The following is a 25216-nucleotide window of genomic DNA, read 5'->3' on the forward strand; positions in this document are numbered from 1 at the left end:
ACTCCGTCTGTTATTATTTTAATTCAGCAACGTAAGAACCGGCTTTATAGCCAAAGCGGGTGGCAGGGTACATTTCTACCTTGTCATTCTGCCCTGATATTGTGTTTTCTGACGTCGCTATCATCGTCTGGCCGGGAAGAATATAGCTTTTATCGAATTTGACCTTAATTCGTGACGGTAATAACGTGGCGTGTTGCTCCATACGCACCACATAAGGAGTATCGTTTACCACCGTCAGGCTGCCGTTTTTAATCTGCCAGAGCAGATCTTTCCAGGGCTCCATATTCACGTCGAGACCTGCCGGGCGAATAATGACGGGCAGATTCTGGCTGAAAACCATTTTCACTTTATTCTGCTCTCGTTGCGGAATAGTGGAAAAGATGACGCGCTTTAAGTGTTCAGTTTTTAATTTTTCCGCGCTGTCTTTTAAGACAAAGCGTACGCGCTGCGTTTTTCCGGCATTTACGCGCACCACCGGTTGAGTGACAACCACGCCGGGTTTTGGATCGTCCGGCAAATCGACAATGCGGGTATAAAGAAGCTGGGCGGTATCGTCGCTATTTTTCACATCCATGCTCGCTCCCCGCTCGTCTTCGTTAATTAACAGCAGAGAAGTTTCTGGCACCATACCGGCGGCAAACGTCTGCAACGACGAAAAGAGGCAAATGCAGAGCAACGTTTTTTTAGAAAGAATCATAATATTAGTCCGTTAATATTGATGGAAGCTGCTCCCCGGTTCTGAGGAGCAGTAAATTATCAGCAGGGCGATAATCAGAGGTAAACCAGCTCTACGTTGGTTAAACCGTCCAGCGTCACCTCATCCGTGACGTTTAAATCGTTGGTTGGGTTAATTGTGGCCTCAACAGCAACCTTAAAGTTGATTTTACTTTGTGCTGAAAGCACAGCACTAGAGCGATCTGTACCAAATCCATAAACTTCACGATTATCACTGGTGATTTGCATATACTCACTACCTTTATATGCCCAGCCGTTACCCCCATCTAAACTAAACATTGGATAAAGTGAGTCACCCGCATCGTTGGTATTAGCACCTTGAGTGTTTAATAACGCTAATGCATAGGCACCAATTTTTTTACCGTTATACATTCCCAGACCAAAGGTAAATGCTGGGGAGCCATATAACGTCTTCATCGTGATAAGATCTGTTGGGGAAGAGTCGTCACGCGAATCGGTAAACTTCACCGCAACACGCGTAGCTTCTTCACAGGTAATGGTAACGGGAATTTCTTTCGTTTCCGTCAACGGGGTTGCACTTGTCGAATTCAGAGAGGAAACTTTCATGGTACCAAAGTCAGCAACACCGCCGCCGCTTGGGAAGGCTGGGGTACAGGATGACGGAAGAATTTTACCTGTTACTTTAATATCAATGCTTTGTGCAGCCATGGCTGAATTAACCAACATGGCTAACACGGTAACCAGCATTGTTTTTTTGATATGAGCGTTCATCTATTTTCCTTAGCACTATATTGCTCCCATAACCTGAACTGAGGAGCAGTGAATTATCAGCAATGTGATAATCAGAGGTAAACCAGCTCTACGTTGGTTAAACCGTCCAGCGTCACTTCATCCGTAACGTTTAAATCGTTGGTTGGGTTAATTGTGGCGCTCACAGCAACCTTAAAGTTAATCTTGCTTTCTGCAGAAGGCGCGCCACTCGTTTTATCTGAAGTAAAGGCATATATTTCATAATTGTCACTGTTGATTTGCATATAGTCGGCGCCTCTAACAACCCAGCCTTTTCCGCCATCTATACTCGCCAATGGATAAAGCGGGTCACCATTACCGTTAGTGTTTGCGCCCTGGTTGCGGAATAACGCTAATGCATAGGCACCTATTTTTTTATCGTTATACATTCCCAGACCAAACACAGAATTTGGTGAGCCTACAAAACCATTACCTATTTTGACACTTTCTGTTGGGGAGGAGTCGTCACGCGCATCGGTAAACTTCACCGCAACACGCGTGGCTTCTTCGCAGGTAATGGCAACGGGGATTTCTTTCAACTCCGTCAGCGGCGTCATGCTGGTCGAATTGAGAGATGAAACTTTCATGGTACCGAAGTCAGCAATACCGCCGCCGCTTGGGAAGGCTGGGGTACAGGATGACGGAAGAATTTTACCGGTGACCTTAATATCAATGCTTTGTGCAGCCATAGCCGTATTAACCGACATCGCTAACGCTGTGGCCAGCACTCCTTTTTTGATAAGCGCGTTCATTCAATTTCCTTATTAAGGTGAAGTACAAATAAAGCCAAACACCAACATTTGACCAAAGGGTTAGAAAATCAATATTAATTGCAGGAAAATACCAGCATCAATAACCCCTATCAATTATCTGCTTCATCTTTAGGATTAACGCCTGAGGAATTCCTTAATTATTAAGATCAATCATTTGGAAAATGAATATGACAAGCAAGAAAATTGCTTCAGGTGAGAAAAAGCATAGATTTAAATAATATTATCGCCAACCTGGCCAGAAATATTATTTTAGAGGTTTATTTAACGACGAAGGATAAACAGAAGAGACAATAAAGCGGAAATAAGGAGAGGTAAAGCCTTTGGCAGCAATATTTAATTTACACCTGTCCCCGCTCCGAAGAGCGAGGGACAGTGGCAATACGGCTTATTTGTTCAGTTCAGCGGTCATGTGCACGCGGTTACCGGTGAACGCCTGGGTAATTTTGTAGGATGACGCGCCCGCTTCCTGAGCCTGTGCGGCGATTTTCGCTTCTGCACCATCCAGCGTGGAGGCGGAAGCGGTGACGGTCTGTGCAGCGAAAGAACCGAATGAAGCAGCCAGAGCGATTACAGCGACAAAAGTTTTGATGCTTTTCATGATTTAAACCCTTTCGTTAAGTTGTTTAGGTAAGGCACCGTGCCTTGATGAGATAAATATTAGTCCTCATCCCGTTCAACTGATAGCGGAAGGATTTGCTATTATCATTCAAAATTACTGATTAACTATTAACCGCTGTGGATGGGTATAAATCGTCGCCCTTCCCGGCTTGCAGAAACCCACCAGCGTCAGGTTGCAGCGCTCCGCCACTTCCACCGCCAGCGTGGTTGCCGCCGACACCGCAAACAGGATCTCTACCCCGCACATCGCGGACTTTTGCACCATCTCATAGCTGGCGCGGCTGGAAACCAGTGCCGCGCCCTGCTGCCAGAGCGTGCTTTCCCGTGCGCGGCGGCCTAACAGCTTATCCAGCGCCACGTGACGGCCCACATCTTCATGACCGCCCGCAATATCCCCGGACGGCAAAACCCACGCCGCCGCGTGCGTACAGCCGCTGAGCTGGCCGACAGGCTGCACGTCGTTCAGGTGCCCGAGCGCCCGGTCAAGATGCGCCAGATTAAACGTCTGGGTAAACGGCAGCGGGACAATGGGCTTGCCGATATCGTTAAGCTGTTCAACGCCGCACACGCCGCAGCCGGTTCGTCCGGCCAGCGCGCGGCGGCGCGCTTTCAGCCCCATAAAGCGACGGCTGGAGAGCTCGATTTGCACTTCAAGACCGTTGCAGGCCTGCACGACGTCCATGCCGTAGATCTCCTGCGGATGCGCAATGATGCCTTCCGAGAGGGAAAAACCAATGGCGAACAGCTCAAGATCTTTCGGCGAGGCCATCATCACCACGTGCGAAATACCGTTGTACACCAGGGCAACGGGAACTTCTTCCGCCAGAAAATCCGGCGTGGCATGCGAAATGTGGGGCGGTCTGTGCACCGACAGTTCCACGATGCCCGCAGGCAGTGGCGACGCGTGGGTAGCACGGTTTTGTTTAGACACAACGATATTCCTGAACAACCACGGAAGTGAGCCTGCTATTGCAGCATAAATCACAGGCGATACGCATAGTATGGATCAACTTTTCAGCAGCCATTTTCGACAAGTTTACCTACTCACTTGGGAGCGGTGCAACCTGCCTCCTGCTACACCCCTTTAACATGCAGGGTTAATATTGTGATTGATATCACATTTTATAATCAATGGAGTGATAATACGTTCACTTTGTTTTAACGCCGTTGGAACAGGCGTACCGACATTGTGGTATTCTGGGCATATCCCTCGGAGACATGAGGGATTAACGCAAATTTTTCTCCTTTGCGGTCCATTCTCAATCGCGAAGTAAAAACTACATATATAAGCAATGTCGAACAAGGAGTGACCCATGCAGGTCAGCAGAAGGCAGTTCTTTAAGATCTGCGCTGGCGGTATGGCAGGCACCACGGCGGCGGCACTGGGCTTTGCGCCCGGCGTAGCGCTGGCGGAAACGCGGCAGTACAAACTGCTGCGTACCCGCGAAACCCGTAACACCTGTACGTACTGCTCCGTCGGCTGTGGGCTGTTGATGTATAGCCTCGGCGACGGTGCGAAAAACGCCAAAGCATCTATCTTCCATATCGAAGGCGACCCGGATCACCCGGTCAACCGCGGCGCGCTGTGCCCGAAAGGGGCCGGTCTGGTGGACTTTATCCACTCCGAAAGCCGCCTCAAATTCCCGGAATACCGCGCGCCTGGCTCCGACAAGTGGCAGCAAATTAGCTGGGAAGAGGCGTTTGACCGCATCGCAAAACACATTAAAGAAGACCGCGATGCCAACTTTATTGAGAAAAACGCCGATGGCGTCACGGTTAACCGCTGGCTCTCCACCGGGATGCTGTGTGCTTCAGCGTCCAGTAACGAAACCGGTTATTTAACCCAGAAATTCACGCGCGCACTCGGCATGCTCGCGGTCGACAACCAGGCGCGTGTCTGACACGGACCAACGGTAGCAAGTCTTGCTCCAACATTTGGTCGCGGTGCGATGACCAACCACTGGGTCGACATCAAGAACGCCAACCTTATCGTGGTGATGGGCGGTAACGCCGCTGAAGCGCACCCTGTCGGGTTCCGCTGGGCGATGGAAGCCAAAATCCACAACGGTGCGAAACTTATTGTGATCGATCCCCGCTTTACGCGTACGGCGTCAGTGGCGGATTTCTACACCCCTATTCGTTCAGGTACTGACATCACTTTCCTGTCAGGCGTATTGCTGTACCTGATGACCAACGAAAAATATAACCGCGAATACACCGAAGCCTATACCAACGCCAGCCTGATCGTGCGCGAGGATTACCACTTCGAAGATGGTCTGTTCAGCGGATATGACGCCGAAAAACGCAGATACGACAAAACCAGCTGGAACTACGAGCTGGACGAAAACGGCTTTGCGAAGCGCGACACCACCCTGCAACACCCGCGCTGCGTGTGGAACCTGCTGAAAGAGCACGTTTCCCGCTATACGCCGGACGTTGTGGAAAACATCTGCGGAACGCCGAAGGCGGACTTCCTGAAGGTCTGCGAGCTGATTGCGGAAACCAGCGCGAAAGATAAAACCGCGTCGTTCCTGTACGCGCTCGGCTGGACGCAGCACTCCATCGGCGCGCAGAACATCCGCACCATGGCGATGGTTCAACTGCTGCTCGGCAACATGGGGATGGCAGGCGGCGGCGTGAACGCCCTGCGCGGCCACTCCAACATTCAGGGTCTGACCGACCTCGGCCTGCTGTCGCAAAGTCTGACGGGTTACATGAACCTGCCAAGCGAGAAACAGACCGACCTGCAAACCTACCTGACGGCCAGCACGCCAAAACCGCTGCTCGAGGGCCAGGTGAACTACTGGGGCAACTATCCGAAGTTCTTCGTCTCGCTGATGAAAGCCTTCTACGGCGACAAGGCGACGGCGGAAAACAGCTGGGGCTTTGACTGGCTGCCGAAGTGGGACAAAGGTTACGACGTACTCCAGTACTTCGAGATGATGCACCAGGGCCAGGTCAACGGCTACATCTGCCAGGGCTTCAACCCTGTGGCGTCGTTCCCGAACAAGAACAAGGTTGTCGAGTCTCTGTCGAAGCTGAAGTTCCTGGTGACCATTGACCCGCTCAATACCGAAACCTCGACCTTCTGGCAGAACCACGGTGAATCGAACGACGTCGATCCGTCGAAAATTCAGACCGAAGTGTTCCGTCTGCCGTCCACCTGCTTCGCGGAAGAGAACGGTTCTATCGTCAACTCCGGCCGCTGGCTGCAGTGGCACTGGAAAGGCGCGGACGCCCCGGGCATCGCCATGAACGACGGCGAGATCCTGGCCGGTATCTTCTTACGTCTGCGTAAGATGTACGCGGCTGAAGGCGGCGCGAATCCTGAACCGGTTCTGAACATGACCTGGAACTACTCGACGCCAGAAAACCCAGCGCCGGAAGAAGTGGCGATGGAGAGCAACGGTAAGGCGCTGGCGGACGTTATCGACCCGGCTACCGGTGCGGTTCTGGCGAAGAAAGGCGATCAGCTCAGCACCTTCGCGCACCTGCGCGATGACGGTACCACCTCAAGCGGCTGCTGGATTTTTGCCGGTAGCTGGACGCCGAAAGGCAACCAGATGGCCAACCGCGACAACGCCGACCCGTCGGGTCTGGGCAATACGCTCGGCTGGGCATGGGCGTGGCCGCTGAACCGCCGCATCCTCTATAACCGCGCCTCCGCTGACCCGCAGGGCAACCCGTGGGATCCGAAGCGTCAGCTGCTGAAGTGGGACGGCGCGAAATGGGGCGGCGTGGATATTCCGGACTACAGCACTGCCGCACCGGGCAGCGATGTCGGGCCGTTTATCATGCAGCCTGAAGGAATGGGCCGTCTTTTTGCTATCGACAAGATGGCGGAAGGACCTTTCCCGGAACACTACGAGCCGTTTGAAACGCCGCTGGGCACTAACCCGCTGCACCCGAACGTGGTCTCTAACCCGGCAGCCCGTATCTTCAAGGGCGACTTTGAAGCGCTGGGTAAAAAGGACAAGTTCCCGTACGTGGGTACTACCTACCGTCTGACCGAGCACTTCCACTACTGGACCAAGCACGCGCTGCTTAACGCCATCGCGCAGCCGGAACAGTTTGTGGAGATCGGCGAGAAGCTGGCGAACAAGCTCGGCATTGCCCATGGCGATACCGTGAAGGTCTCCTCCAACCGTGGCTATATCAAAGCCAAGGCGGTGGTGACCAAGCGTATTCGCACGCTGAACGTTCACGGTCAGCAGGTGGATACCATCGGTATTCCGATCCACTGGGGCTATGAGGGCGTGGCGAAGAAAGGGTTCATTGCGAACACCCTGACGCCGTTCGTCGGCGATGCGAACACGCAGACGCCGGAGTTTAAGGCCTTCCTCGTGAACGTGGAAAAGGTGTAACGGAGACGACTTATGGCTTATCAATCTCAGGATATTATCCGTCGTTCCGCGACTAACGGTTTCACGCCCGCGCCTCAGGCGCGGGACCATCAGCAGGAAGTGGCTAAGCTTATCGACGTAACCACCTGTATCGGCTGTAAAGCCTGTCAGGTGGCCTGTTCGGAGTGGAACGACATCCGTGACGAAGTGGGTCACAACGTTGGGGTGTACGACAACCCGGCGGACCTGACCGCCAAGTCCTGGACGGTAATGCGCTTCTCGGAAGTGGAGCAGAACGACAAACTGGAATGGCTTATCCGCAAAGACGGCTGTATGCACTGTGCGGATCCGGGCTGCCTGAAGGCGTGTCCGTCAGAAGGGGCTATCATTCAGTATGCCAACGGTATCGTCGACTTCCAGTCCGAGCAGTGCATTGGCTGCGGCTACTGCATCGCGGGCTGTCCGTTCGACGTGCCGCGCATGAACCCGGAAGACAACCGCGTCTACAAATGTACGCTGTGTGTTGACCGCGTAAACGTCGGCCAGGAGCCAGCGTGCGTGAAGACCTGCCCGACGGGCGCTATCCACTTTGGCTCCAAAGAGGATATGAAGACGCTGGCGGCCGAGCGCGTGGACGAGCTGAAAACCCGTGGTTACGATAACGCTGGCCTGTACGATCCGGCCGGGGTTGGCGGCACGCACGTGATGTACGTGCTGCACCATGCCGACAAGCCGAATCTGTATCACGGCCTGCCGGAGAACCCGGAAATCAGCGCCACCGTGAAGTTCTGGAAAGGCATCTGGAAACCGCTGGCAGCGGTCGGTTTTGCTGCCACCTTTGCAGCGAGCATCTTCCACTACGTCGGTGTTGGTCCGAACCGCGCGGAAGAGGAAGACGACAACCTGCATGAAGAGAAAGACGAGGTGCGCAAATGAGAAAACGTGACACCATCGTGCGCTACACCGCGCCGGAACGTATCAACCACTGGGTCACCGCCTTCTGCTTCATGCTGGCGGCGATAAGCGGGCTGGGGTTCTTCTTCCCGTCCTTCAACTGGCTGATGCAGATACTGGGTACGCCGCAGCTGGCGCGCATCCTTCACCCGTTCGTGGGTGTGGTGATGTTTGCCTCGTTTATCATCATGTTTTTCCGCTACTGGCACCATAACCTAATCAATCGGGATGATATCTTTTGGGCGAAGAATATTCGTAAGATCGTCGTCAACGAGGAAGTAGGTGATACCGGGCGTTATAACTTCGGCCAGAAATGCGTATTCTGGGCGGCGATTATCTTCCTGGTCCTGTTGCTGGTGAGCGGCGTGATCATCTGGCGTCCGTATTTTGCGCCTGCTTTCTCAATCCCGGTGATCCGATTTGCGCTGATGCTGCATTCATTTGCCGCAGTAGCGTTAATTGTGGTTATCATGGTGCATATTTACGCCGCCCTTTGGGTGAAAGGCACCATTACCGCGATGGTGGAAGGATGGGTAACCAAAACGTGGGCGAAGAAACATCACCCGCGCTGGTACCGTGAAGTCCGCCAGAAACAGGAAAAGTCATCTGAATGAGTATTCGCATAATCCCGCAAGATGAGCTGGGGTCGAGCGAGAAACGTACGGCGGAGTATATTCCGCCGTTGTTATTCCCCAGACTCAAGAACCTCTACAACCGCCGCGCAGAGCGCCTGCGCGAGCTGGCAGAGAACAACCCGCTGGGCGATTTTCTGCGTTTTGCCGCGCTGGTAGCCCATGCGCAGGAAGTGGTGCTGTACGACCACCCGCTGCAAATGGACCTCACCGCACGCATCAAAGAAGCCAACGAGCAGGGCAAGCCGCCGCTGGACATTCACGTCCTGCCGCGCGACAAGCACTGGCATAAGCTGCTGCATTCGCTGATTGCCGAGCTGAAGCCCGAGATGAGCGGCACGGCGCTGGCGGTCATTGAGAACCTGGAAAAAGCCTCCGATCAGGAGCTGGAAGAGATGGCGAGCGCGCTGTTCGCGTCCGACTTCTCGCTGGTGAGCAGCGATAAAGCGCCGTTCATCTGGGCCGCGCTATCGCTCTACTGGGCGCAAATGGCGAGCCTGATCCCGGGTAAAGCCCGCGCCGAATACGGCGAAGCGCGCCAGTTCTGTCCGGTGTGTGGCTCAATGCCTGTTTCCAGCATGGTACAGATCGGCACCACTCAGGGGCTGCGCTATCTGCACTGCAACCTGTGTGAAACCGAGTGGCACGTGGTGCGCGTGAAGTGCAGCAACTGCGAGCAGACTCGCGATCTGAACTACTGGTCGCTGGAAAATGAAGACGCGGCGGTGAAGGCCGAAAGCTGCGGCGACTGCGGAACCTACCTGAAGATTCTGTATCAGGAAAAAGACCCGAAAGTCGAAGCGGTGGCCGACGATCTCGCCTCGTTGATTCTGGACGCCAAAATGGAGCAGGAGGGCTTTGCCCGTAGCTCTATCAACCCGTTCCTGTTCCCGGGTGAAGGGGAGTAATCTCCACCAAAGCCCGGTGAGCCTCTGTGCAGCCGGGCTAATTACTGCGATAGCGCAGGGATGACATGTTGAGGGTCGTTAGCTATGGCGCGCAACAGCGCTTTAGCCGGGCCTGTTGGCGAGCGTCTGCCTTGCTCCCAGTTACGCAACGTATCAACGCTGACCGAGATTAAGTTCGCGAATTTACTCTGCGACAACCCGGACGCCTGGCGAATTTCTTTGATTTTCATCGCATCGATTTGAAAGGTGCGCGACGGCGCACGTTGGCCTCTGGCAATCTCGTTCATTTGCGCAATGCTATGGGTTAATCGCTCAAATAGCGCCTTATCCATTTACCACCTCTCAATCATCTTTTTCAGAATGGCTTTCTCCCCCGCGGACAGGTCATCTTTGATCCCTTTGCGGTAGATAAGCAGCAGCCTGATTTCAAACTCGCGCGTACGGTGAAAATAAATAAACCTTACTCCACCACGCTTTCCCGGGCCCCCTGAAAGCCAGCGAATCTTTCGCAGGCCTCCCGTATTCTGGATCAGATCGCCATAATCAGGTTGCGTTGCCAGAAAAACCTGGAGCTTATGGTATTCGTCGTCATCCAGTAACGTTTTGACGTCTTCTGTGAAGATATCCGTTTCAATGAATAGCATAAAATATACGCCATTGGCTTAGAGTAACACATCTCCAATGTACGTCAATGACGTACCCCTGTGAGAAATACGTTATTGAGATTTCGGTAACTTATCCATTGAATTCAATGAATGAAGCAGGATTTTGCGACCCTTTTTCCAGATCTCAGTTTTCACTCAAGTTGATTGTTTTCTTCCGAATTAATACAGGTTATAAGACTGTGTATGCATACAGCTAAAGGACATAACCATGGCTCTGGAAAAGGGTATTGATAAGCTTGTACAGGGATTTATTGCAGCAGGGCGGCCTTCATCGCGAAAGCAGAGTATTGATGACCGGAGAGCCGGGTATGTAGCCAGTACGGCGCTGGCCGGGAAGACAGAAACGCGCGTTCAGGTTGAAACGTTTGTTCTTGAGGAGATGACCTTTAGGATCTTTTCGCCTCTCAATGCTCCTGAAGCGTTACCTTCTGCCCTCTACTATCATGGCGGTTGTTTTGTTAGCGGTGGGTTTGAAACCCATGATAATCAGCTTCGTCAGCTGGCGTTTTACGGTAACTGCCGGGTCATTGCGGTTCAGTACAGACTCGCACCCGAACATACGTTCCCCGCTGCGCATGACGACGCAGAAAGAGCGGCGGATCTAGTCTGGCAAAACGCAGAGAAATTAGGCGTGGATGAAAACCGGATTACGCTTTGTGGAGACAGTGCGGGAGGCCATCTTGCGCTGGTAACCGCGCTTCGGCTCAAGGCCAAAGGTCTCTGGGAGCCGGCGCAGCTCATTCTTATCTACCCCATGCTCGACGCCACGGCCAGCTTTGAAAGCTATACCCTCAACGGCATGGATTATGTGATTACGCGCGATACCCTTCTGAGTGGCTATGAAATGTATCTGGCTGGAGCCGATCGTCAGCATCCTGAAATCAGCCCCCTGTGGCGGGAAGACTTTAGCGGTCTGCCGCAGGTTCACATTATTACCGCTGAGTATGATCCGCTATGCGATGAAGGTGAGGCGCTTTTTCAGCGCCTCACGAAGCAGGGAGTTAAGTGTACCGCTCAGCGATGGCTGGGTGTTATTCATGGCTTCATTCAGCTTGGCGGGGTTAGCCAGTCAGCGCGAGATGTTTTACGGGATATCGCCTGGCGAATTAATCAAGCCAGACGCTAGCAAAGAGGAGATTACTCCTCCTCGTTTCCGCCCTCTTCATACGCGCCATACGGCTTAGCGGGAAGCACGATATAGGTGCCTTCAAACACCGCGCCCGGGGTTTCATCCCCGAACAGCTCGACCTGCATCTGCACGCGTGCCTTACGGCCGCGCGCCAGACGGTCGAGATCGCCACCCAGCGCGCCCAGGTCAGCCACCGCGCTCGGCTTGCCGCTGATCGGCGCGCTGTAGCGGATATGGGCATCGGCGAGAATAATAGTGCCGCCCAGATGACGCTCGCGCAGCATGAGCCAGATCAGCCCCCAGCCGGTGAGCGTGGCCAGCGAAAACAGGCTGCCGGCAAACAGGGTATGGTGCGGGTTCTGATTGCCCGTTTCCGGCATGGTGGTGATGAATTTTTGCCCGGTATATTGCTGAATGCGCACGCCCATTTTTTCACTGAGCGGGATATGTTGATACCAGGCCTGCTGGAGCTGCCCGCACCAGTCGGCGCGATGGAGAATGTCATCGAGCGTGGCGATGGGTTTGATCATTAAAAAGTGACGGATCGGCGTGGTTTGCGGGGCGGCGATTTCCCCCTGATTCACAAAACCGAGCTTAGCAAAGAACTCGACGGCGTCTTCGCGGGCGCTACAGGTCACGCGCTTCACTCCTTCCTGACGGGCGACGGATTCCAGCGTCATCGCCATCAGCGTGCCGAGGCCTTTGTCCTGAACGGAGGGGTGAACGGCCATAAAGCGAATAGAGGCTTCGTTGTCGGCGTTGATATACAGACGCCCCACGGCGACGAGGTTACCCTCTTCATCAACCACCATCTGGTGATGCGCCATTGCATCCCAGGCGTCGCGTTCAGATCCTTTCGGCTGATGTAATGGCTTGCGCAGCATTTCCCAGCGGAAATGGTAATAAGCGTCTAATTCTTCTTCCGTTTGCGGTACTCGAAGGTGATACATAGCTGTACTCTCTCTTGTTACCCGCGGCCAGGCCGCCAGTTGGCTCATACCTGGAGCCAGAACGTGACGGGGCCATCGTTTACCAGCGATACCTGCATATCCGCAGCGAATCGTCCGGTTTGTGTAGGCATTTCCTGTTGGCGACAGCGCTCAACAAAATATTCGTAAAGGGCTTCTGCGCGATCCGGGGCCGCGCCTTTTGAGAAACTCGGGCGCATGCCGCGTTCGGTATCGGCGGCCAGCGTAAACTGGGAGACCACCAGCACGCTGCCGCCAGCCTGCTGGACGTTCAGGTTCATCTTGCCCTCCGCATCGCTGAAAATGCGGTAGCCCAGCACGCGCTCGCACAGGCGGTTGGCTTTTTGCTCGTCGTCATCCTTTTCGACACCCAGGAGCACCAAAAGTCCTGGGCCGATTTCACCCGTCACCACATCCGCCACGGTGACGCTGGCACGGGTTACGCGCTGAATTAATGCAATCATGGTTGGTCTGCTTCTTGTTGTTTTTCAGCTTCTGCTGCTTTTTTGAGTTCCCGGTAGACCCCGAGAGTGACAGTTATTTCCGCACCAAGCAAGACGATACACCACGTCCAGTAGACCCAGACAAACAAAATGGGGATCACCGCCAGCACGCCGTAAATCAGCTGATAGGAGGGGAACATGGTGATATAAAGCGCGAATCCTTTCTTGCCCAGCTCAAAGAGCAACGCCGCCACCAGCGCGCCGATAACCGCGTCCCGGTTGGGTACGCGGATAGTCGGCACTACGCTGTAAAGCAGCCAGAACGAGAGCCACGACAGGATCAGCGGGAAGATGCGCAGCACGTTATCAATCACGCTGTTTAAATCGCTCGCCCAGCGCAGCGAAAGAAGATAAGAGCTGATGGCCAGGCTTGCCCCCGCCAGCAACGGGCCGAGGGTTAAAATCATCCAGTAGACGGCAAAGGAATACACCTTAGGCCGGACTTTTTTACTCCGCCAGATGGCGTTGAGCGCGCTGTCGATGGAATACATCAGCAGCAGCGCGGTGACGATAAGCCCGCACGCCCCCACTGCCGTCATCTTGCTGGAGTTAGCCACAAACTGTTCTATGTAGTTCTGGATAACGTCGCCGGTGGCAGGAATAAAGTTCGCGAAAACGAAGTGGCGAAGCTGCATGCTCACATCGGCAAACATCGGAAACGCGGAAAAAAGCGCAAAAACCACCGCCACCAGCGGCACCAGCGAGAGCAACGACACGTAGGCGAGATTGCCCGCCAGCGTGGTCATGTTGTCCTCATCGATGCGGTGCCAGAGGAGCTTCAGCCACGCCCTCAGCGGGCGCGTGTGGTGGTTGGCTTTTTGATGAACGGTTTTTAGCATAACTGCTTCGCAAAGTAGTTCGGTATCGTCTCTTTTCCGGTCACCAGAATTGAGGTGATACCTGTCTGGTTAGCTCCCTCTATATTATCGACGTTGTCGTCGAAAAAGACCGCATCCGCCGCCGTGAATCCTTCCTCCTGCAACACCGCCTGATAGATCCGCGCCTCCGGTTTACGCATCCCCATCTCCTGGGAGAGATACACTTTATCTGCCGCCGCGTGGATTTCCGGGTATTCATCCGGCCAGAAGGTGGTATGCAGGCGGTTAGTATTCGACAGCACAACGACGCGATGCCCCTGCGCGCGAAGCTTGTGCATGATGTCGATCACCTCCGGGCGGATCGCGACAAATACCGCCTGCCAGCCGTGGGAAAACTGCTCGTAGCTCAACGAGAGCCCCATTTCCTGACAGAAACGTTCAGCGAACGCTTCGTCGCTGATTTCACCGCGCTCGTGCAGGTGGAAAGTCTCGCCCATCGCGAAATTCTGCTTTAACGTCGCCAGCGGAACACGGCTAAAATCGCTCCATGCGCCCAGCACCCGGTTAAAATCGATATCGACGATTACATTTCCTAAGTCAAAGATATAAAGCATGTTTATCTCCTTTCGCCGTGGAAAACTAACTGTAGCGGGAAAGAGAAACTTTAGCTATGCGCCAGATTCAGCTTAAAGAGAGGAACGGCCCGAAACGGAGTATCGGGCCATAAGACGATCAGCCAGCCTGCTGCTCTTCTCCTGAATGCACCTCGACAACCTCAACCTTGCTGGATTTAAGATGGCTGTGCAGCGCCGGGCCGGGCAGCTCATCGGTGAAAAGCGCCGTTGCCTGAGCCACGTTGCCGATTTCAACCGCCGCGGAGGCGTGGTATTTCGTATGATCGGCCGCCAGTAAAATGTGGCGGGAATGGGCGATCATGGCCTTAACCACGCTGGCTTCATTGACGTCAAACTCCATCATGGCGCCGTCGTGTTCAATCGCCCCCACGCTGGTCACGAGATAATCCGCCCGGAAGCCGGACACGAAGGCCGTCGCCGCCGGGCCGATAATGCCGCCGTTGTGCGGGCGCAGCGTACCGCCGGGCACCATCACCTCAAAACGCGGATTCTTATAAAGAATGTGCGCCACCCGCAGGCTGTTGGTGATGATGCGCAGATGATTATGGTTAAGCAGCGCCCGGGCAACGTGCTCTACGGTCGTCCCGATAGTGATAAAAATGGTTGAGCCATCGGGAATATAGTCCGCAATCGCTTCGGCAATCGCCCGTTTCTCTTCGGTAAGCGAGACTTCGCGCTGCTCAAATGCCGTGTTTACCACGCTGGATGCCCTGCCCGCGCCGCCATGATGCCGCGTGATCAGCCCCTGCTCGCTGAGCTTGCGGATATCCCGGCGCACCGTTTGCGTCGACACATCCAGCAGCTGGGCCAGTTCATCAATGTTCATATAGCCGCGTTCGGCAATCAGCGTCAGCAGACGATCGTGCCGCGGGTTGCCGGTTAGTTCGGTAAGGCTCATGGGCTGTCCTCTGAAAACCATCACGCCCCGCATTTTATACAAAAAGTGACAAAAAAGAGCGGGTTTGATCACAGTCGGGTATACCCGCGCGCCCGCCGGGCCTGGTACATTTCAGCGCGGCGACGGCGCTGGCAAAACGCACGGCGTCTGCGGCGGCGGAGTGCTGGGCCAGGCTGAACGCCAGCGCGCCGTGGAAAACGTCGCCCGCGCCGGTGGTATCAATGACGTTCACCTCAAACCCCGGCTGATGGCATAACGCGCCGTTCTCCAGCCAGAAGCAGCCGTCTCGCCCCTGGGTGACGTACACGTGTCCATTTGTGAGCGTTTGTGCTTTTTTCAGCGCCTCTTCGGCCTCATCCCGCTGCGTTAAGCGCCGTAGTCCCGGCGCGGAGAAGGCCGCGTGGTCGCTTAGGGCAACCAGCTCTGCGATGTCCTGCGGGGTGACATCCGCATCAAGCAGGGTCGGCACGCCCCGCTGGCGGGCAAGGGTAAACGCCTGTTTTGCCCCGTCATGCCAGCGCACGTCCGCTAACACAATATCCCACTGAGAGAAGTCGATTTCATGCAGCCAGTCTGCCGCAGCAGGGAGATCCGGGCTGGGGTAGTTCGCAATGACGCGCTCCCCGCTCGCATCCACCAGCACCGCCGATTGTGACGATCGGGCACCTTTAACTACGCGCGTAAAGCGGGTATTCACCCCCAGGGAGCCCAGCTCCGCAAGCAGCCGTCGGCCGGTATCGTCGTCCCCCACCCGGCCAATAAAATCCACTTCCGCGCCCAGCTTCGCCGCTGCCACCGCAGCTGTTGCCGCCGGGCCGCCGCCCACTTCCGTATAGTCTTTTGCGACATATTTCCCACCTTCCTTTGGTAAATCATCGAGATACCAGATGCGATCCAGCACGGTAATGCCGACACAAGCAATGCGAGTCATGGTGATTCCTTCTGCGATTTCTGATGCCTTCATTTTAATTTCAGCAAATGTTTAAAAAGTGACCCCTGTCAATTTTTTGACTATAAATTACAAATACGATCAAAAACAGACAACACAAACGCGCAGAAATTGACACGATATGACAGGAGAGAGGCATGTCAGCAATCGCATTTATCGGTTTAGGGCAGATGGGCGCGCCAATGGCGAAGAATCTGTTGAAGCAAGGTCACCGGCTTCAGGTCTTTGATGTGAACCCGCAGGCGGTTCAGCTCCTGGTGGAGAGCGGCGCGAAGGCGGCGGCAACGCCCGCACAGGCCGCAACGGATGCCGAGTTCGTCATCACCATGCTGCCCAACGGCGACCTGGTGCGCAGCGTACTGTTCGGCGAGCACGGCGTATGCGAAGGGTTATCCCGCGACGCGCTGGTGATTGATATGTCGACCATTCATCCCCTGCAAACCGACGCGCTGATCCGCGACATGGCTGACCGCGGCTTCAGCCTGATGGACGTGCCCGTCGGACGCACGTCTGACCATGCCATCGCCGGCACGCTGCTCCTGCTGGCAGGCGGCACGGCGCAGCAGGTTGAGCGCGCCACTCCCGTATTAATGGCGATGGGCAACGAGCTGATTAACGCCGGTGGCCCGGGCATGGGCATCCGCGTGAAGCTCATCAATAACTACATGAGTATCGCCCTGAACGCCCTCTCCGCCGAGGCGGCCGTGCTGTGTGAAGCCCTCGGCCTCTCCTTTGAGGTGGCGCTGAAGGTGATGAGCGGCACGCCGGCGGGTAAAGGCCACTTCACCACCTCATGGCCGAATAAGGTGCTGAAAGGGGATCTTTCCCCCGCCTTCATGATCGACCTTGCACATAAAGATCTGGGGATCGCCCTGGACGTGGCCAACCAGCTCCACGTGCCGATGCCGCTGGGCGCGGCCTCCCGCGAAGTTTACAGCCAGGCCCGCGCCGCCGGGCGCGGGCGCGAAGACTGGACGGCCATTCTTGAACAGGTTCGCGCATCTGCCGGGCTGAAAAAAACACACTGATACGAAAGGACTGAGGAATGACGATGTACACCCTGAAAGATATCACCCGACCTTCCGGCGGTTTTGCGATGCTGGCCGTGGATCAGCGCGAAGCGATGCGCCTGATGTTTGCCGCGGCAGGCGCGCCGGTGCCGGTAACGGACCAGAACCTGACGGATTTTAAGGTCAATGCCGCGAAAATTCTGTCCCCGTACGCCTCTGCCATTCTCGTCGACCAGCAGTTCTGCTATCGCCAGATTGTGGAGCAGCAGGCCGTGGCAAAAAGCTGCGCGATGATTGTGGCGGCCGACGAGTTTATTCCGGGGAACGGTATTCCCGTCGACAGCGTGGTGATAGACAAGAGCATCGACGCTCAGGCCGTGAAACGCGACGGCGGCAAGGCGCTGAAGCTGCTGGTGCTGTGGCGCAGCGATGAAGATCCGCAGCAGCGGCTTGAGATGGTGAAGGCGTTCAACACCCTGTGCCACGACAGCGGGCTGCTGAGCATTATCGAGCCGGTTGTGCGTCCACCGCGCCGCGGTGCCGCGTTTGACCGCGAGCAGGCGATTATCGACGCGGCCAAAGAGCTGGGCAACAGCGGTGCCGACCTCTACAAAGTGGAGATGCCGCTGTTTGGCAAAGGCACGCAGCAGGAGCTGCTGGCGGCCTCGCAGAGGCTGAACGAGAACATCGCCATGCCGTGGGTGATCCTCTCCTCCGGCGTGGACGATAAATTATTCCCGCGCGCCGTGAGCGTGGCGATGCAGGCGGGTGCATCGGGCTTTTTAGCCGGACGCGCCGTCTGGTCATCGGTGATTGGCCTGCCGGACACCGGGCTGATGCTCCGCGACATTTCTGTACCAAAACTGCAGCGTCTCGGTGAGATCGTCGACGAAATGATGGCTCGCCGTTAAGAAAGGACCCGAACATGAAATGGTTTAACACCCTGAGCCACAATCGCTGGCTCGAACAAGAGACCGACCGCATTCTTGATTTCGGCAAAAACGCCGCCGTACCGACCGGCTTCGGCTGGCTGGGCAATAACGGGCAGGTTCGCAGCGATATGGGCACGCATCTGTGGATCACCGCCCGTATGCTGCACGTTTACGCGGTGGCGGCGAACATGGGGCGTCCCGGCGCGTACGCCCTGGTTGAGCACGGCATCAATGCCCTCAACGGCCCGCTGCGCGACAAACAGCACGGCGGCTGGTACGCCTGCGTTAACGATGAAGGCGTGGTGGATGCCTCCAAGCAGGGCTATCAGCACTTCTTCGTGCTGCTCGGTGCGGCAAGCGCCGTTACCACCGGCCATCCGCAGGCGCGCAGGCTGCTGGACGACGCCATCGAGGTGATTGAGCGCTACTTCTGGAGCGAACGGGAGCAGATGTGCCTGGAGTCCTGGGATGAAGCCTTCAGCAAAACGGAAGATTACCGCGGCGGTAACGCCAACATGCACGCCGTGGAAGCCTTCCTCATCGTGTATGACGTAACCCACGACCGGAAATGGCTCGACCGCGCCCTGCGCATCGCCTCGGTGATTATTCACGACGTGGCGCGCAAAGGTGAGTATCGCGTTAACGAGCATTTCGACACCGACTGGAACCCGATCCGCGACTACAACATCGATAACCCCGCTCACCGCTTCCGCGCCTACGGCGGCACGCCGGGGCACTGGATCGAGTGGGGCCGCCTGATGCTGCACCTGCGCGCCGCGCTGGAGGCGCGCTTTGAAACCCCGCCGGCGTGGCTGCTGGAAGATGCGAAAGGGCTGTTCCACGCCACCATCCGCGACGCCTGGGCGCCCGACGGGGCCGATGGGTTCGTCTACTCCGTAGGCTGGGACGGCAAGCCTATCGTGCGCGAACGCGTGCGCTGGCCGATCGTCGAAGCGATGGGTACGGCCTACGCCCTCTACACCGTGACCGGCGAGGCGCAGTACGAAGCCTGGTATCAGAAATGGTGGGATTACTGCATCAAATACCTGATGGATTACGAGAACGGATCCTGGTGGCAGGAGCTGGACACCAATAACGAAGTGACCACCAAAGTCTGGGACGGCAAGCAGGATATTTATCATCTGCTGCACTGCCTGGTGATCCCCCGCCTTCCGCTGGCGCCGGGCTTAGCGCCTGCCGTAGCCGCCGGATTACTGGATAGCCAGGCCAAATAATAAAGACGGAGTTTTTATGCGTACCCTACACAATATTGACCTGAAAAATAATGAAAATGGTTTCACCCTCAGCTGGGAGAACCGACTGATTTTGTCCCACTCCACGGACGAGCCTTGCCTGTGGATCGGCGCGGGCGAGGCCGATATCGAGATGTTTCGCGGCAACTTCAGCATTAAAGACAAGCTCAACGAAAGGATTGCCCTGACGGACGCGACCGTTACGCGGCAAAGCGCGGGCTGGGCGATTCGCTTTACCCGCGGCGACGCGGTGAGCGCCACGCTGCTGGTGGGTGTGGATGCAGAAGGCCGTCTGGAGCTGAAGCTTAAAAATGATGCCACCTGCCATAACCGCATCTGGCTGCGGCTGGCGGCGCAGCCGGAGGAGCATATCTACGGCTGCGGCGAGCAGTTCTCGTACTTCGATCTGCGCGGCAAGCCGTTCCCGCTGTGGACCAGCGAGCAGGGCGTAGGCCGCAATAAGCAGACCTACGTGACCTGGCAGGCCGACTGCAAAGAGAACGCGGGCGGCGATTACTACTGGACCTTCTTCCCGCAGCCTACCTTCGTGAGCACCCGGAAGTACTACTGCCACGTGGACAACAGCTGCTACATGAACTTCGACTTCAGCGCGCCGGACTTTCACGAGCTGGCGTTCTGGGAGGATAACGCCACGCTGCGCTTCGAATGTGCGGAAACGTACGTCGATCTGCTGGAAAAACTTACCGGCCTGCTGGGGCGACAGCCAGAGCTGCCGGACTGGGTTTACGACGGCGTAACGCTGGGTATTCAGGGCGGCACCGGGGTGTGTCAGCAGAAGCTCGACGCCATGCGCGAGGGCGGCGTAAAGGTGAACGGCATCTGGGCGCAGGACTGGTCCGGCATTCGCATGACCTCCTTCGGTAAACGCGTGATGTGGAACTGGAAGTGGAACAGCGAGCTGTATCCGCAGCTTGACGAGCGTATTGCGCAGTGGAAGCAGGAAGGCGTGCAGTTCCTTTCCTATATCAACCCGTACGTCGCCAGCGACAGAGACCTTTGCGAAGAGGCGGCCAAACGCGGCTATCTGACCAAAAATGCCGACGGCAAGGACTACCACGTCGAGTTCGGCGAGTTCTACGCGGGCGTTATCGACCTGACCAACCCGGAAGCCTACGGCTGGTACAAAGAGGTCATCAAAAAGAACCTGATTGAACTGGGCTGCGGCGGCTGGATGGCCGATTTCGGGGAATATCTGCCGACCGATACCTTCCTGCACAACGGCGTCAGCGCGGAGATTATGCATAACGCCTGGCCCGCACTGTGGGCGAAATGTAACTACGAGGCGCTGGAAGAGACCGGCAAGCTTGGGGAGATCCTGTTCTTCATGCGCGCGGGCTACACCGGCAGCCAGAAGCACTCGGTAATGATGTGGGCGGGAGATCAGAACGTCGACTGGAGCCTGGACGACGGTCTGGCGTCCGTTGTACCTGCTGCGCTGTCGCTGGCGATGACCGGGCACGGGCTGCACCACAGCGACATCGGCGGCTATACCACCCTGTTCGAGATGAAGCGCAGCAAGGAGCTGCTGCTGCGCTGGTGCGACTTCAGCGCCTTTACGCCGATGATGCGTACCCACGAGGGCAACCGCCCCGGCGATAACTGGCAGTTTGACGGCGACGCTGAAACCATCGCGCACTTTGCGCGCATGACCACCGTATTCACCACCCTGAAGCCGTATATCAAAGCCGCCGTCGCGCAGAATGCGAAAAGCGGCCTGCCGGTGATGCGTCCGCTGTTCCTGCACTACGAGGACGACGCGCGCGCCTACACGCTGAAATACCAGTATCTGTTTGGCCGCGACCTGCTGGTGGCGCCGGTTCATGAAGAGGGACGCCGCGACTGGACGCTTTATCTGCCGCAGGACAGCTGGGTGAATGCGTGGACGGGGGAAATCTGCCGGGGCGGTGACGTGACCGTTGATGCCCCGCTCGGCAAGCCGCCGGTCTTCTATCGCCAGCAAAGCGAATGGGCAGATCTGTTTAGCACCTTACGTCATATCTGATAAGGCTCGCCCGCAGGAAAGCCTGCGGGCAGGCGGAGAACAATAATGAGTCAACATACTTCCGATCCGGCAACCCTGCGCCTGCCGTTTAAAGAAAAACTCGCCTACGGGATGGGCGATCTCGGCTCTAACATCCTGCTGGATATCGGCACGCTGTATCTGCTGAAATTTTACACCGACGTGCTGGGCCTGCCGGGCACCTACGGCGGGATCATCTTCCTGATTGCCAAATTCTTTACCGCCTTCACCGATATGGGTACCGGGATCATGCTCGACTCCCGGCGCAGGATCGGCCCGAAAGGAAAATTTCGCCCGTTCGTGCTGTATGCCGCCTTCCCGGTGACCTTGCTGGCGATTGCCAACTTCGTCGGCACGCCGTTTGAGATAACCGGCAAAACGGTAATGGCAACGGTGCTGTTCATGCTGTACGGCCTGTTCTTCAGCATGATGAACTGCTCTTACGGCGCGATGGTGCCCGCCATTACCAAAAACCCGGACGAGCGCGCCTCGCTGGCCGCCTGGCGTCAGGGCGGCGCCACGCTGGGCCTGCTGCTCTGTACCGTGGGCTTTGTCCCGGTAATGAACCTTATCGAGGGCAACGACCAGCTTGGCTATATCTTTGCCGCCACGCTGTTCTCGCTGTTCGGGCTGTTTTTTATGTGGTGGTGCTACAAGGGCGTGACCGAGCGTTACGTCGAGACGCAGCCTGCTCATCCGGCGCAAAAACCGGGGCTGCTGCAGTCGTTTCGCGCCATCGCCGGGAACCGTCCGCTGTTTATCCTGTGCATCGCCAACCTGTGCACGCTGGGCGCGTTTAATGTCAAGCTCGCCATCCAGGTTTACTACACGCAGTACGTGCTGAACGACCCGATCCTGCTGTCGTACATGGGCTTCTTCAGCATGGGCTGTATTTTTATCGGCGTCTTTATGATGCCCGGCGCGGTGCGGCGCTTCGGCAAGAAAAAGGTCTACATCAGCGGGCTGATGATTTGGGTGGCGGGCGATCTGCTTAACTACTTCTTCGGCGGCGGCTCGGTGAGCTTTGTGGCGTTCTCCTGTCTGGCGTTCTTCGGCTCCGCGTTCGTGAACAGCCTGAACTGGGCGCTGGTGTCCGATACCGTGGAATACGGCGAGTGGCGCACCGGCGTGCGCTCCGAGGGGACGGTCTATACCGGCTTTACCTTCTTCCGTAAGGTCTCGCAGGCGCTGGCGGGTTTCTTCCCAGGGATCATGCTCACGCAGATCGGCTATGTGCCCAACGTGGTGCAGTCCGCCGGAACGGTTGAGGGGCTGCGGCAGCTGATTTTTATCTATCCGAGCCTGCTGGCGGTCATCACCATTGTGGCGATGGGCTGCTTCTACAACCTCAACGAGAAGATGTATGTGCGCATCGTGGAAGAGATCGAACTGCGCAAACGTACGGCATAAATGACGTGATAGGGCGCCCCTGCGTGGCGCTCTGAGGATCGACCATGACACACAATACTGATCCGTTAACCCTGAAACTGAGCCTGCGAGAGAAGTGCGCCTACGGGATGGGCGATTTTGGCTCGAATCTGATGCTCTGTATTGGCACGTTGTATCTGCTGAAGTTTTACACGGACGAGCTGGGCATGCCCGCGTTCTATGGCGGCATTATTTTCCTGGTGGCGAAGTTTTTTACCGCGTTCACCGACATGCTGACCGGCGTACTGCTGGACTCCCGGCGTAATATCGGCGCGCGGGGAAAATTCCGGCCGTTTATTCTGTACGCCTCCGTCCCGGTGGCGCTGGTCGCCGCGGCGCAGTTTATGGCCAACGACTTTAGCCTGACGGTGAAAACGGCCCTCGCCACCGCGCTCTTCATGATGTTTGGCCTCTGCTACAGCCTGATGAACTGCGCCTACGGTGCAATGGTCCCGGCCATTACCAAAAACCCGAACGAGCGCGCGCAGCTTGCGGCGTGGCGTCAGGGCGGCGCAACGGTGGGGCTACTGCTTTGCACCGTCGGCTTTATGCCCATCCAGGCGCTGTTCGTCAGCCAGCCCTCCCTCGGCTATCTGGTGGCCGCGCTGGTGTTTGTCACCGGCGGCCTGTTCTGCATGTGGTGGTGCTACAGCGGGGTAAAAGAGCGCTACGTGGAGATCGCGCCCGATCACCATAAGCCGGGTATTCTGAAGTCGTTCTGCGCGATTTTCCGCAATCCGCCGCTGCTGGTGCTGTGTATCGCCAACCTGTGCACCCTCGCCGCGTTTAACATCAAGCTGGCGATCCAGGTCTATTACACCCAGTACGTGCTGAACGATCTGCATCTGCTGTCGTGGATGGGCTTTTTCAGCATGGGCTGCATTCTGATTGGCGTGTTTCTGGTACCCGGCGCGGTGAAGCGCTTTGGCAAGAAGCCGGTCTATCTGGGCGGGCTGGCGCTGTGGGCAGCAGGCGACGTGCTGAACTTCTTCTGGGGGACCAGCTCCCTGCTGTTCGTGCTGTTTTCCTGCATGGCCTTTTTCGGCACCGCGTTTGTTAACAGCCTGAACTGGGCGCTGGTGCCGGATACCGTCGATTACGGCGAGTGGAAAACCGGCATCCGCGCCGAGGGGTCGGTTTATACCGGCTATACCTTCTCGCGCAAAATCTCCGCGGCGCTCGCCGGTTTCCTGCCCGGCATCATGCTGACCCAGATTGGCTACGTTCCCCATGCGGTACAGAGCGCAGGCACGCTGCTGGGCCTGCGTCAGCTGATTTTCCTCTGGCCGTGCGGCCTGGCGATAGTTGCCGCCGTGACCATGGGGCTGTTTTATAAACTCAACGAAGCGCGCTTCGCCTTTATTATTGAGGAGATTGGAAAACGGAAAAAAGAGTCAGCACATACCCCTGAGATAACCAACAACAATAAAGCGTCAGCAGTCACTTTATAACAATAAAACCGGCCAGTATTTCCTTCCTGTTAATCAGGAGGGAGGCCTTTCTGTACCTGATACATGGACAAATTATGAAAAGAATCATCACTGTACTGATCGTGTCGTCTGTGTCCTGCCCGGTATTTGCCGGGGCTTATGTCGAAACCCGCGAAGCATACAATACGGCCTCTGAGCTGCACGAAGTCATCCTGCGCGCTGGCTATAACTTCGATATGGGCGCGGGGCTGATGTTCACCAACGCCTATAACGTGGGGAAATGGGATGAGCTAAAGCACAGCTATAACGAAATAGAGGGGTGGTATCCGCTCTTTAAACCAACCGACAAACTTACCTTCCAGCCCGGCGGATTGATTAACGACAGCAGCGCAGGGTCCGGCGGTGCGGTCTATTTAGATACCAACTACAAATTTACGGACGGGTTCAACCTGACGTTCCGCTATCGCTTTAACCATAACAACTACGACACGCCGGACTATAACGGGCAGATGGACAAGAACGACACGCACGAATTTGCTAACTACTGGAATTTCAAAGTGACGGAGGCGTTTTTCTACACCTTTGAGCCGCACTTTTTCCAGCGGGTAAATGATTACCACAGCAAAAATGGCAAAGACCATCACTGGGAAATCACCAACAAGTTCAGCTACAGGATCGACAGAAACTGGCTGCCGTACCTTGAGCTTCAGTGGCTGGACAGATGGAATGATTACAACCGGGAGCAGTACCGGATACGCCTGGGATTACGCTATTCGTTTTAATAAAAAAGCCGCTGATCTCTCAGCGGCTTTTTAACCTGCCGGGTGGCGCACGCGCTTCCCCG

25 protein-coding genes are annotated in these 25216 nt (G+C 56.1%); 12 read left to right on the forward strand and 13 right to left on the reverse strand.

Annotated features, from left to right (window positions below; all coding sequences use genetic code 11):
* Positions 1-13 precede the first annotated feature (13 nt).
* The 5 genes from MOQ06_RS17700 to fdhD form a co-directional block, all read right to left on the reverse strand.
* Complete coding sequence (locus tag MOQ06_RS17700) at positions 14-697, reverse strand: fimbria/pilus chaperone family protein (RefSeq protein WP_242174205.1); 684 nt, start codon at positions 695-697, stop codon at positions 14-16.
* A gap of 74 nt (positions 698-771) precedes the next feature.
* On the reverse strand, positions 772-1467 hold the full coding sequence (locus tag MOQ06_RS17705; protein ID WP_242174207.1) for a DUF1120 domain-containing protein: 696 nt from the start codon (positions 1465-1467) through the stop codon (positions 772-774).
* 71 nt (positions 1468-1538) lie between these two features.
* A complete protein-coding gene (locus tag MOQ06_RS17710; RefSeq protein WP_242174208.1) occupies positions 1539-2237 on the reverse strand; it encodes a DUF1120 domain-containing protein in 699 nt (232 codons plus the stop codon).
* Between the two features lie 406 nt (positions 2238-2643).
* Complete coding sequence (locus tag MOQ06_RS17715; protein ID WP_015569916.1) at positions 2644-2856, reverse strand: DUF1471 domain-containing protein; 213 nt, start codon at positions 2854-2856, stop codon at positions 2644-2646.
* Positions 2857-2970: 114 nt separating this feature from the next.
* Positions 2971-3807 (reverse strand): formate dehydrogenase accessory sulfurtransferase FdhD, encoded by an 837-nt coding sequence (fdhD, locus tag MOQ06_RS17720; protein ID WP_148422526.1) that lies wholly within the window; start codon positions 3805-3807, stop codon positions 2971-2973.
* A gap of 382 nt (positions 3808-4189) precedes the next feature.
* Between fdhD and fdnG the strand changes: the two genes are divergently transcribed.
* Genes fdnG through fdhE form a run of 4 tightly spaced genes read left to right on the forward strand, consistent with a single transcriptional unit; the run spans position 4190 to position 9713 of the window.
* Complete coding sequence (fdnG, locus tag MOQ06_RS17725; protein ID WP_148422527.1) at positions 4190-7240, forward strand: formate dehydrogenase-N subunit alpha; 3051 nt, start codon at positions 4190-4192, stop codon at positions 7238-7240.
* A 12-nt stretch (positions 7241-7252) separates the two neighbouring features.
* Complete coding sequence (fdxH, locus tag MOQ06_RS17730; protein WP_242174210.1) at positions 7253-8155, forward strand: formate dehydrogenase subunit beta; 903 nt, start codon at positions 7253-7255, stop codon at positions 8153-8155.
* On the forward strand, positions 8152-8787 hold the full coding sequence (gene fdoI / locus MOQ06_RS17735; protein WP_015569914.1) for a formate dehydrogenase cytochrome b556 subunit: 636 nt from the start codon (positions 8152-8154) through the stop codon (positions 8785-8787). Before fdxH ends, fdoI begins: the two co-directional genes overlap by 4 nt.
* A complete protein-coding gene (gene fdhE, locus MOQ06_RS17740) occupies positions 8784-9713 on the forward strand; it encodes a formate dehydrogenase accessory protein FdhE (RefSeq protein WP_022652077.1) in 930 nt (309 codons plus the stop codon). The genes fdoI and fdhE overlap by 4 nt, the downstream gene beginning before the upstream one ends.
* Before the next feature lie 41 nt (positions 9714-9754).
* Here fdhE and nadS read toward each other — a convergent pair whose 3' ends face one another.
* The gene (gene nadS / locus MOQ06_RS17745; protein WP_242174212.1) at positions 9755-10045 is read right to left on the reverse strand and encodes a NadS family protein; all 291 of its coding nucleotides are present in this window, start codon (positions 10043-10045) and stop codon (positions 9755-9757) included.
* Positions 10046-10357 (reverse strand): type II toxin-antitoxin system RelE/ParE family toxin, encoded by a 312-nt coding sequence (locus tag MOQ06_RS17750; RefSeq protein WP_242174214.1) that lies wholly within the window; start codon positions 10355-10357, stop codon positions 10046-10048. It lies immediately after the preceding gene.
* Positions 10358-10586: 229 nt separating this feature from the next.
* On the opposite strand from MOQ06_RS17750, the gene MOQ06_RS17755 reads away from it, so the two are divergent.
* The gene (locus MOQ06_RS17755) at positions 10587-11504 is read left to right on the forward strand and encodes an alpha/beta hydrolase (RefSeq protein WP_242174216.1); all 918 of its coding nucleotides are present in this window, start codon (positions 10587-10589) and stop codon (positions 11502-11504) included.
* 11 nt (positions 11505-11515) lie between these two features.
* On the opposite strand, the gene fabY is transcribed toward MOQ06_RS17755, so the two are convergent.
* The 6 genes from fabY to MOQ06_RS17785 form a co-directional block, all read right to left on the reverse strand.
* Entirely contained in the window at positions 11516-12457 is a 942-nt protein-coding gene (gene fabY, locus MOQ06_RS17760; RefSeq protein ID WP_176609165.1) for a fatty acid biosynthesis protein FabY, read from the reverse strand.
* A 44-nt stretch (positions 12458-12501) separates the two neighbouring features.
* Positions 12502-12939, reverse strand: a complete 438-nt coding sequence (gene dtd / locus MOQ06_RS17765) for a D-aminoacyl-tRNA deacylase (RefSeq protein WP_242174218.1) — start codon at positions 12937-12939, stop codon at positions 12502-12504.
* Entirely contained in the window at positions 12936-13817 is an 882-nt protein-coding gene (locus MOQ06_RS17770) for a virulence factor BrkB family protein (protein ID WP_176609164.1), read from the reverse strand. The genes dtd and MOQ06_RS17770 overlap by 4 nt, the downstream gene beginning before the upstream one ends.
* Positions 13811-14410, reverse strand: a complete 600-nt coding sequence (gene yihX, locus MOQ06_RS17775; RefSeq protein ID WP_148422534.1) for a glucose-1-phosphatase — start codon at positions 14408-14410, stop codon at positions 13811-13813. Before yihX ends, MOQ06_RS17770 begins: the two co-directional genes overlap by 7 nt.
* Before the next feature lie 118 nt (positions 14411-14528).
* A complete protein-coding gene (locus tag MOQ06_RS17780; RefSeq protein ID WP_242174221.1) occupies positions 14529-15329 on the reverse strand; it encodes a DeoR/GlpR family DNA-binding transcription regulator in 801 nt (266 codons plus the stop codon).
* 34 nt (positions 15330-15363) lie between these two features.
* Complete coding sequence (locus MOQ06_RS17785) at positions 15364-16260, reverse strand: sugar kinase (protein WP_242174224.1); 897 nt, start codon at positions 16258-16260, stop codon at positions 15364-15366.
* 155 nt (positions 16261-16415) lie between these two features.
* Here MOQ06_RS17785 and yihU point away from each other — a divergent pair, with 155 nt between their 5' ends.
* The 7 genes from yihU (at position 16416) to ompL (ending at position 25154) form a co-directional block, all read left to right on the forward strand.
* Positions 16416-17306 (forward strand): sulfolactaldehyde 3-reductase, encoded by an 891-nt coding sequence (gene yihU, locus MOQ06_RS17790; RefSeq protein ID WP_242174226.1) that lies wholly within the window; start codon positions 16416-16418, stop codon positions 17304-17306.
* Between the two features lie 17 nt (positions 17307-17323).
* Entirely contained in the window at positions 17324-18199 is an 876-nt protein-coding gene (gene yihT / locus MOQ06_RS17795; RefSeq protein WP_242174228.1) for a sulfofructosephosphate aldolase, read from the forward strand.
* A gap of 14 nt (positions 18200-18213) precedes the next feature.
* Positions 18214-19455, forward strand: coding sequence for a sulfoquinovose isomerase (gene yihS, locus MOQ06_RS17800; RefSeq protein WP_038985317.1), 1242 nt, complete (start codon positions 18214-18216; stop codon positions 19453-19455).
* 16 nt (positions 19456-19471) lie between these two features.
* Positions 19472-21496: an alpha-glucosidase gene (locus MOQ06_RS17805; protein WP_242174230.1), complete on the forward strand. Its 2025-nt coding sequence runs from the start codon at positions 19472-19474 to the stop codon at positions 21494-21496.
* Positions 21497-21541: 45 nt separating this feature from the next.
* Entirely contained in the window at positions 21542-22924 is a 1383-nt protein-coding gene (locus MOQ06_RS17810) for an MFS transporter (RefSeq protein WP_242174232.1), read from the forward strand.
* A gap of 44 nt (positions 22925-22968) precedes the next feature.
* Positions 22969-24393 (forward strand): MFS transporter, encoded by a 1425-nt coding sequence (locus MOQ06_RS17815; RefSeq protein ID WP_242174234.1) that lies wholly within the window; start codon positions 22969-22971, stop codon positions 24391-24393.
* A 74-nt stretch (positions 24394-24467) separates the two neighbouring features.
* Positions 24468-25154, forward strand: coding sequence for a porin OmpL (gene ompL / locus MOQ06_RS17820; protein WP_148422542.1), 687 nt, complete (start codon positions 24468-24470; stop codon positions 25152-25154).
* Positions 25155-25216: the final 62 nt, after the last annotated feature.

This window comes from Enterobacter sp. I4, assembly GCF_022669095.1.
In the GTDB taxonomy this organism is placed as follows: Bacteria; Pseudomonadota; Gammaproteobacteria; order Enterobacterales; family Enterobacteriaceae; genus Enterobacter; species Enterobacter pasteurii.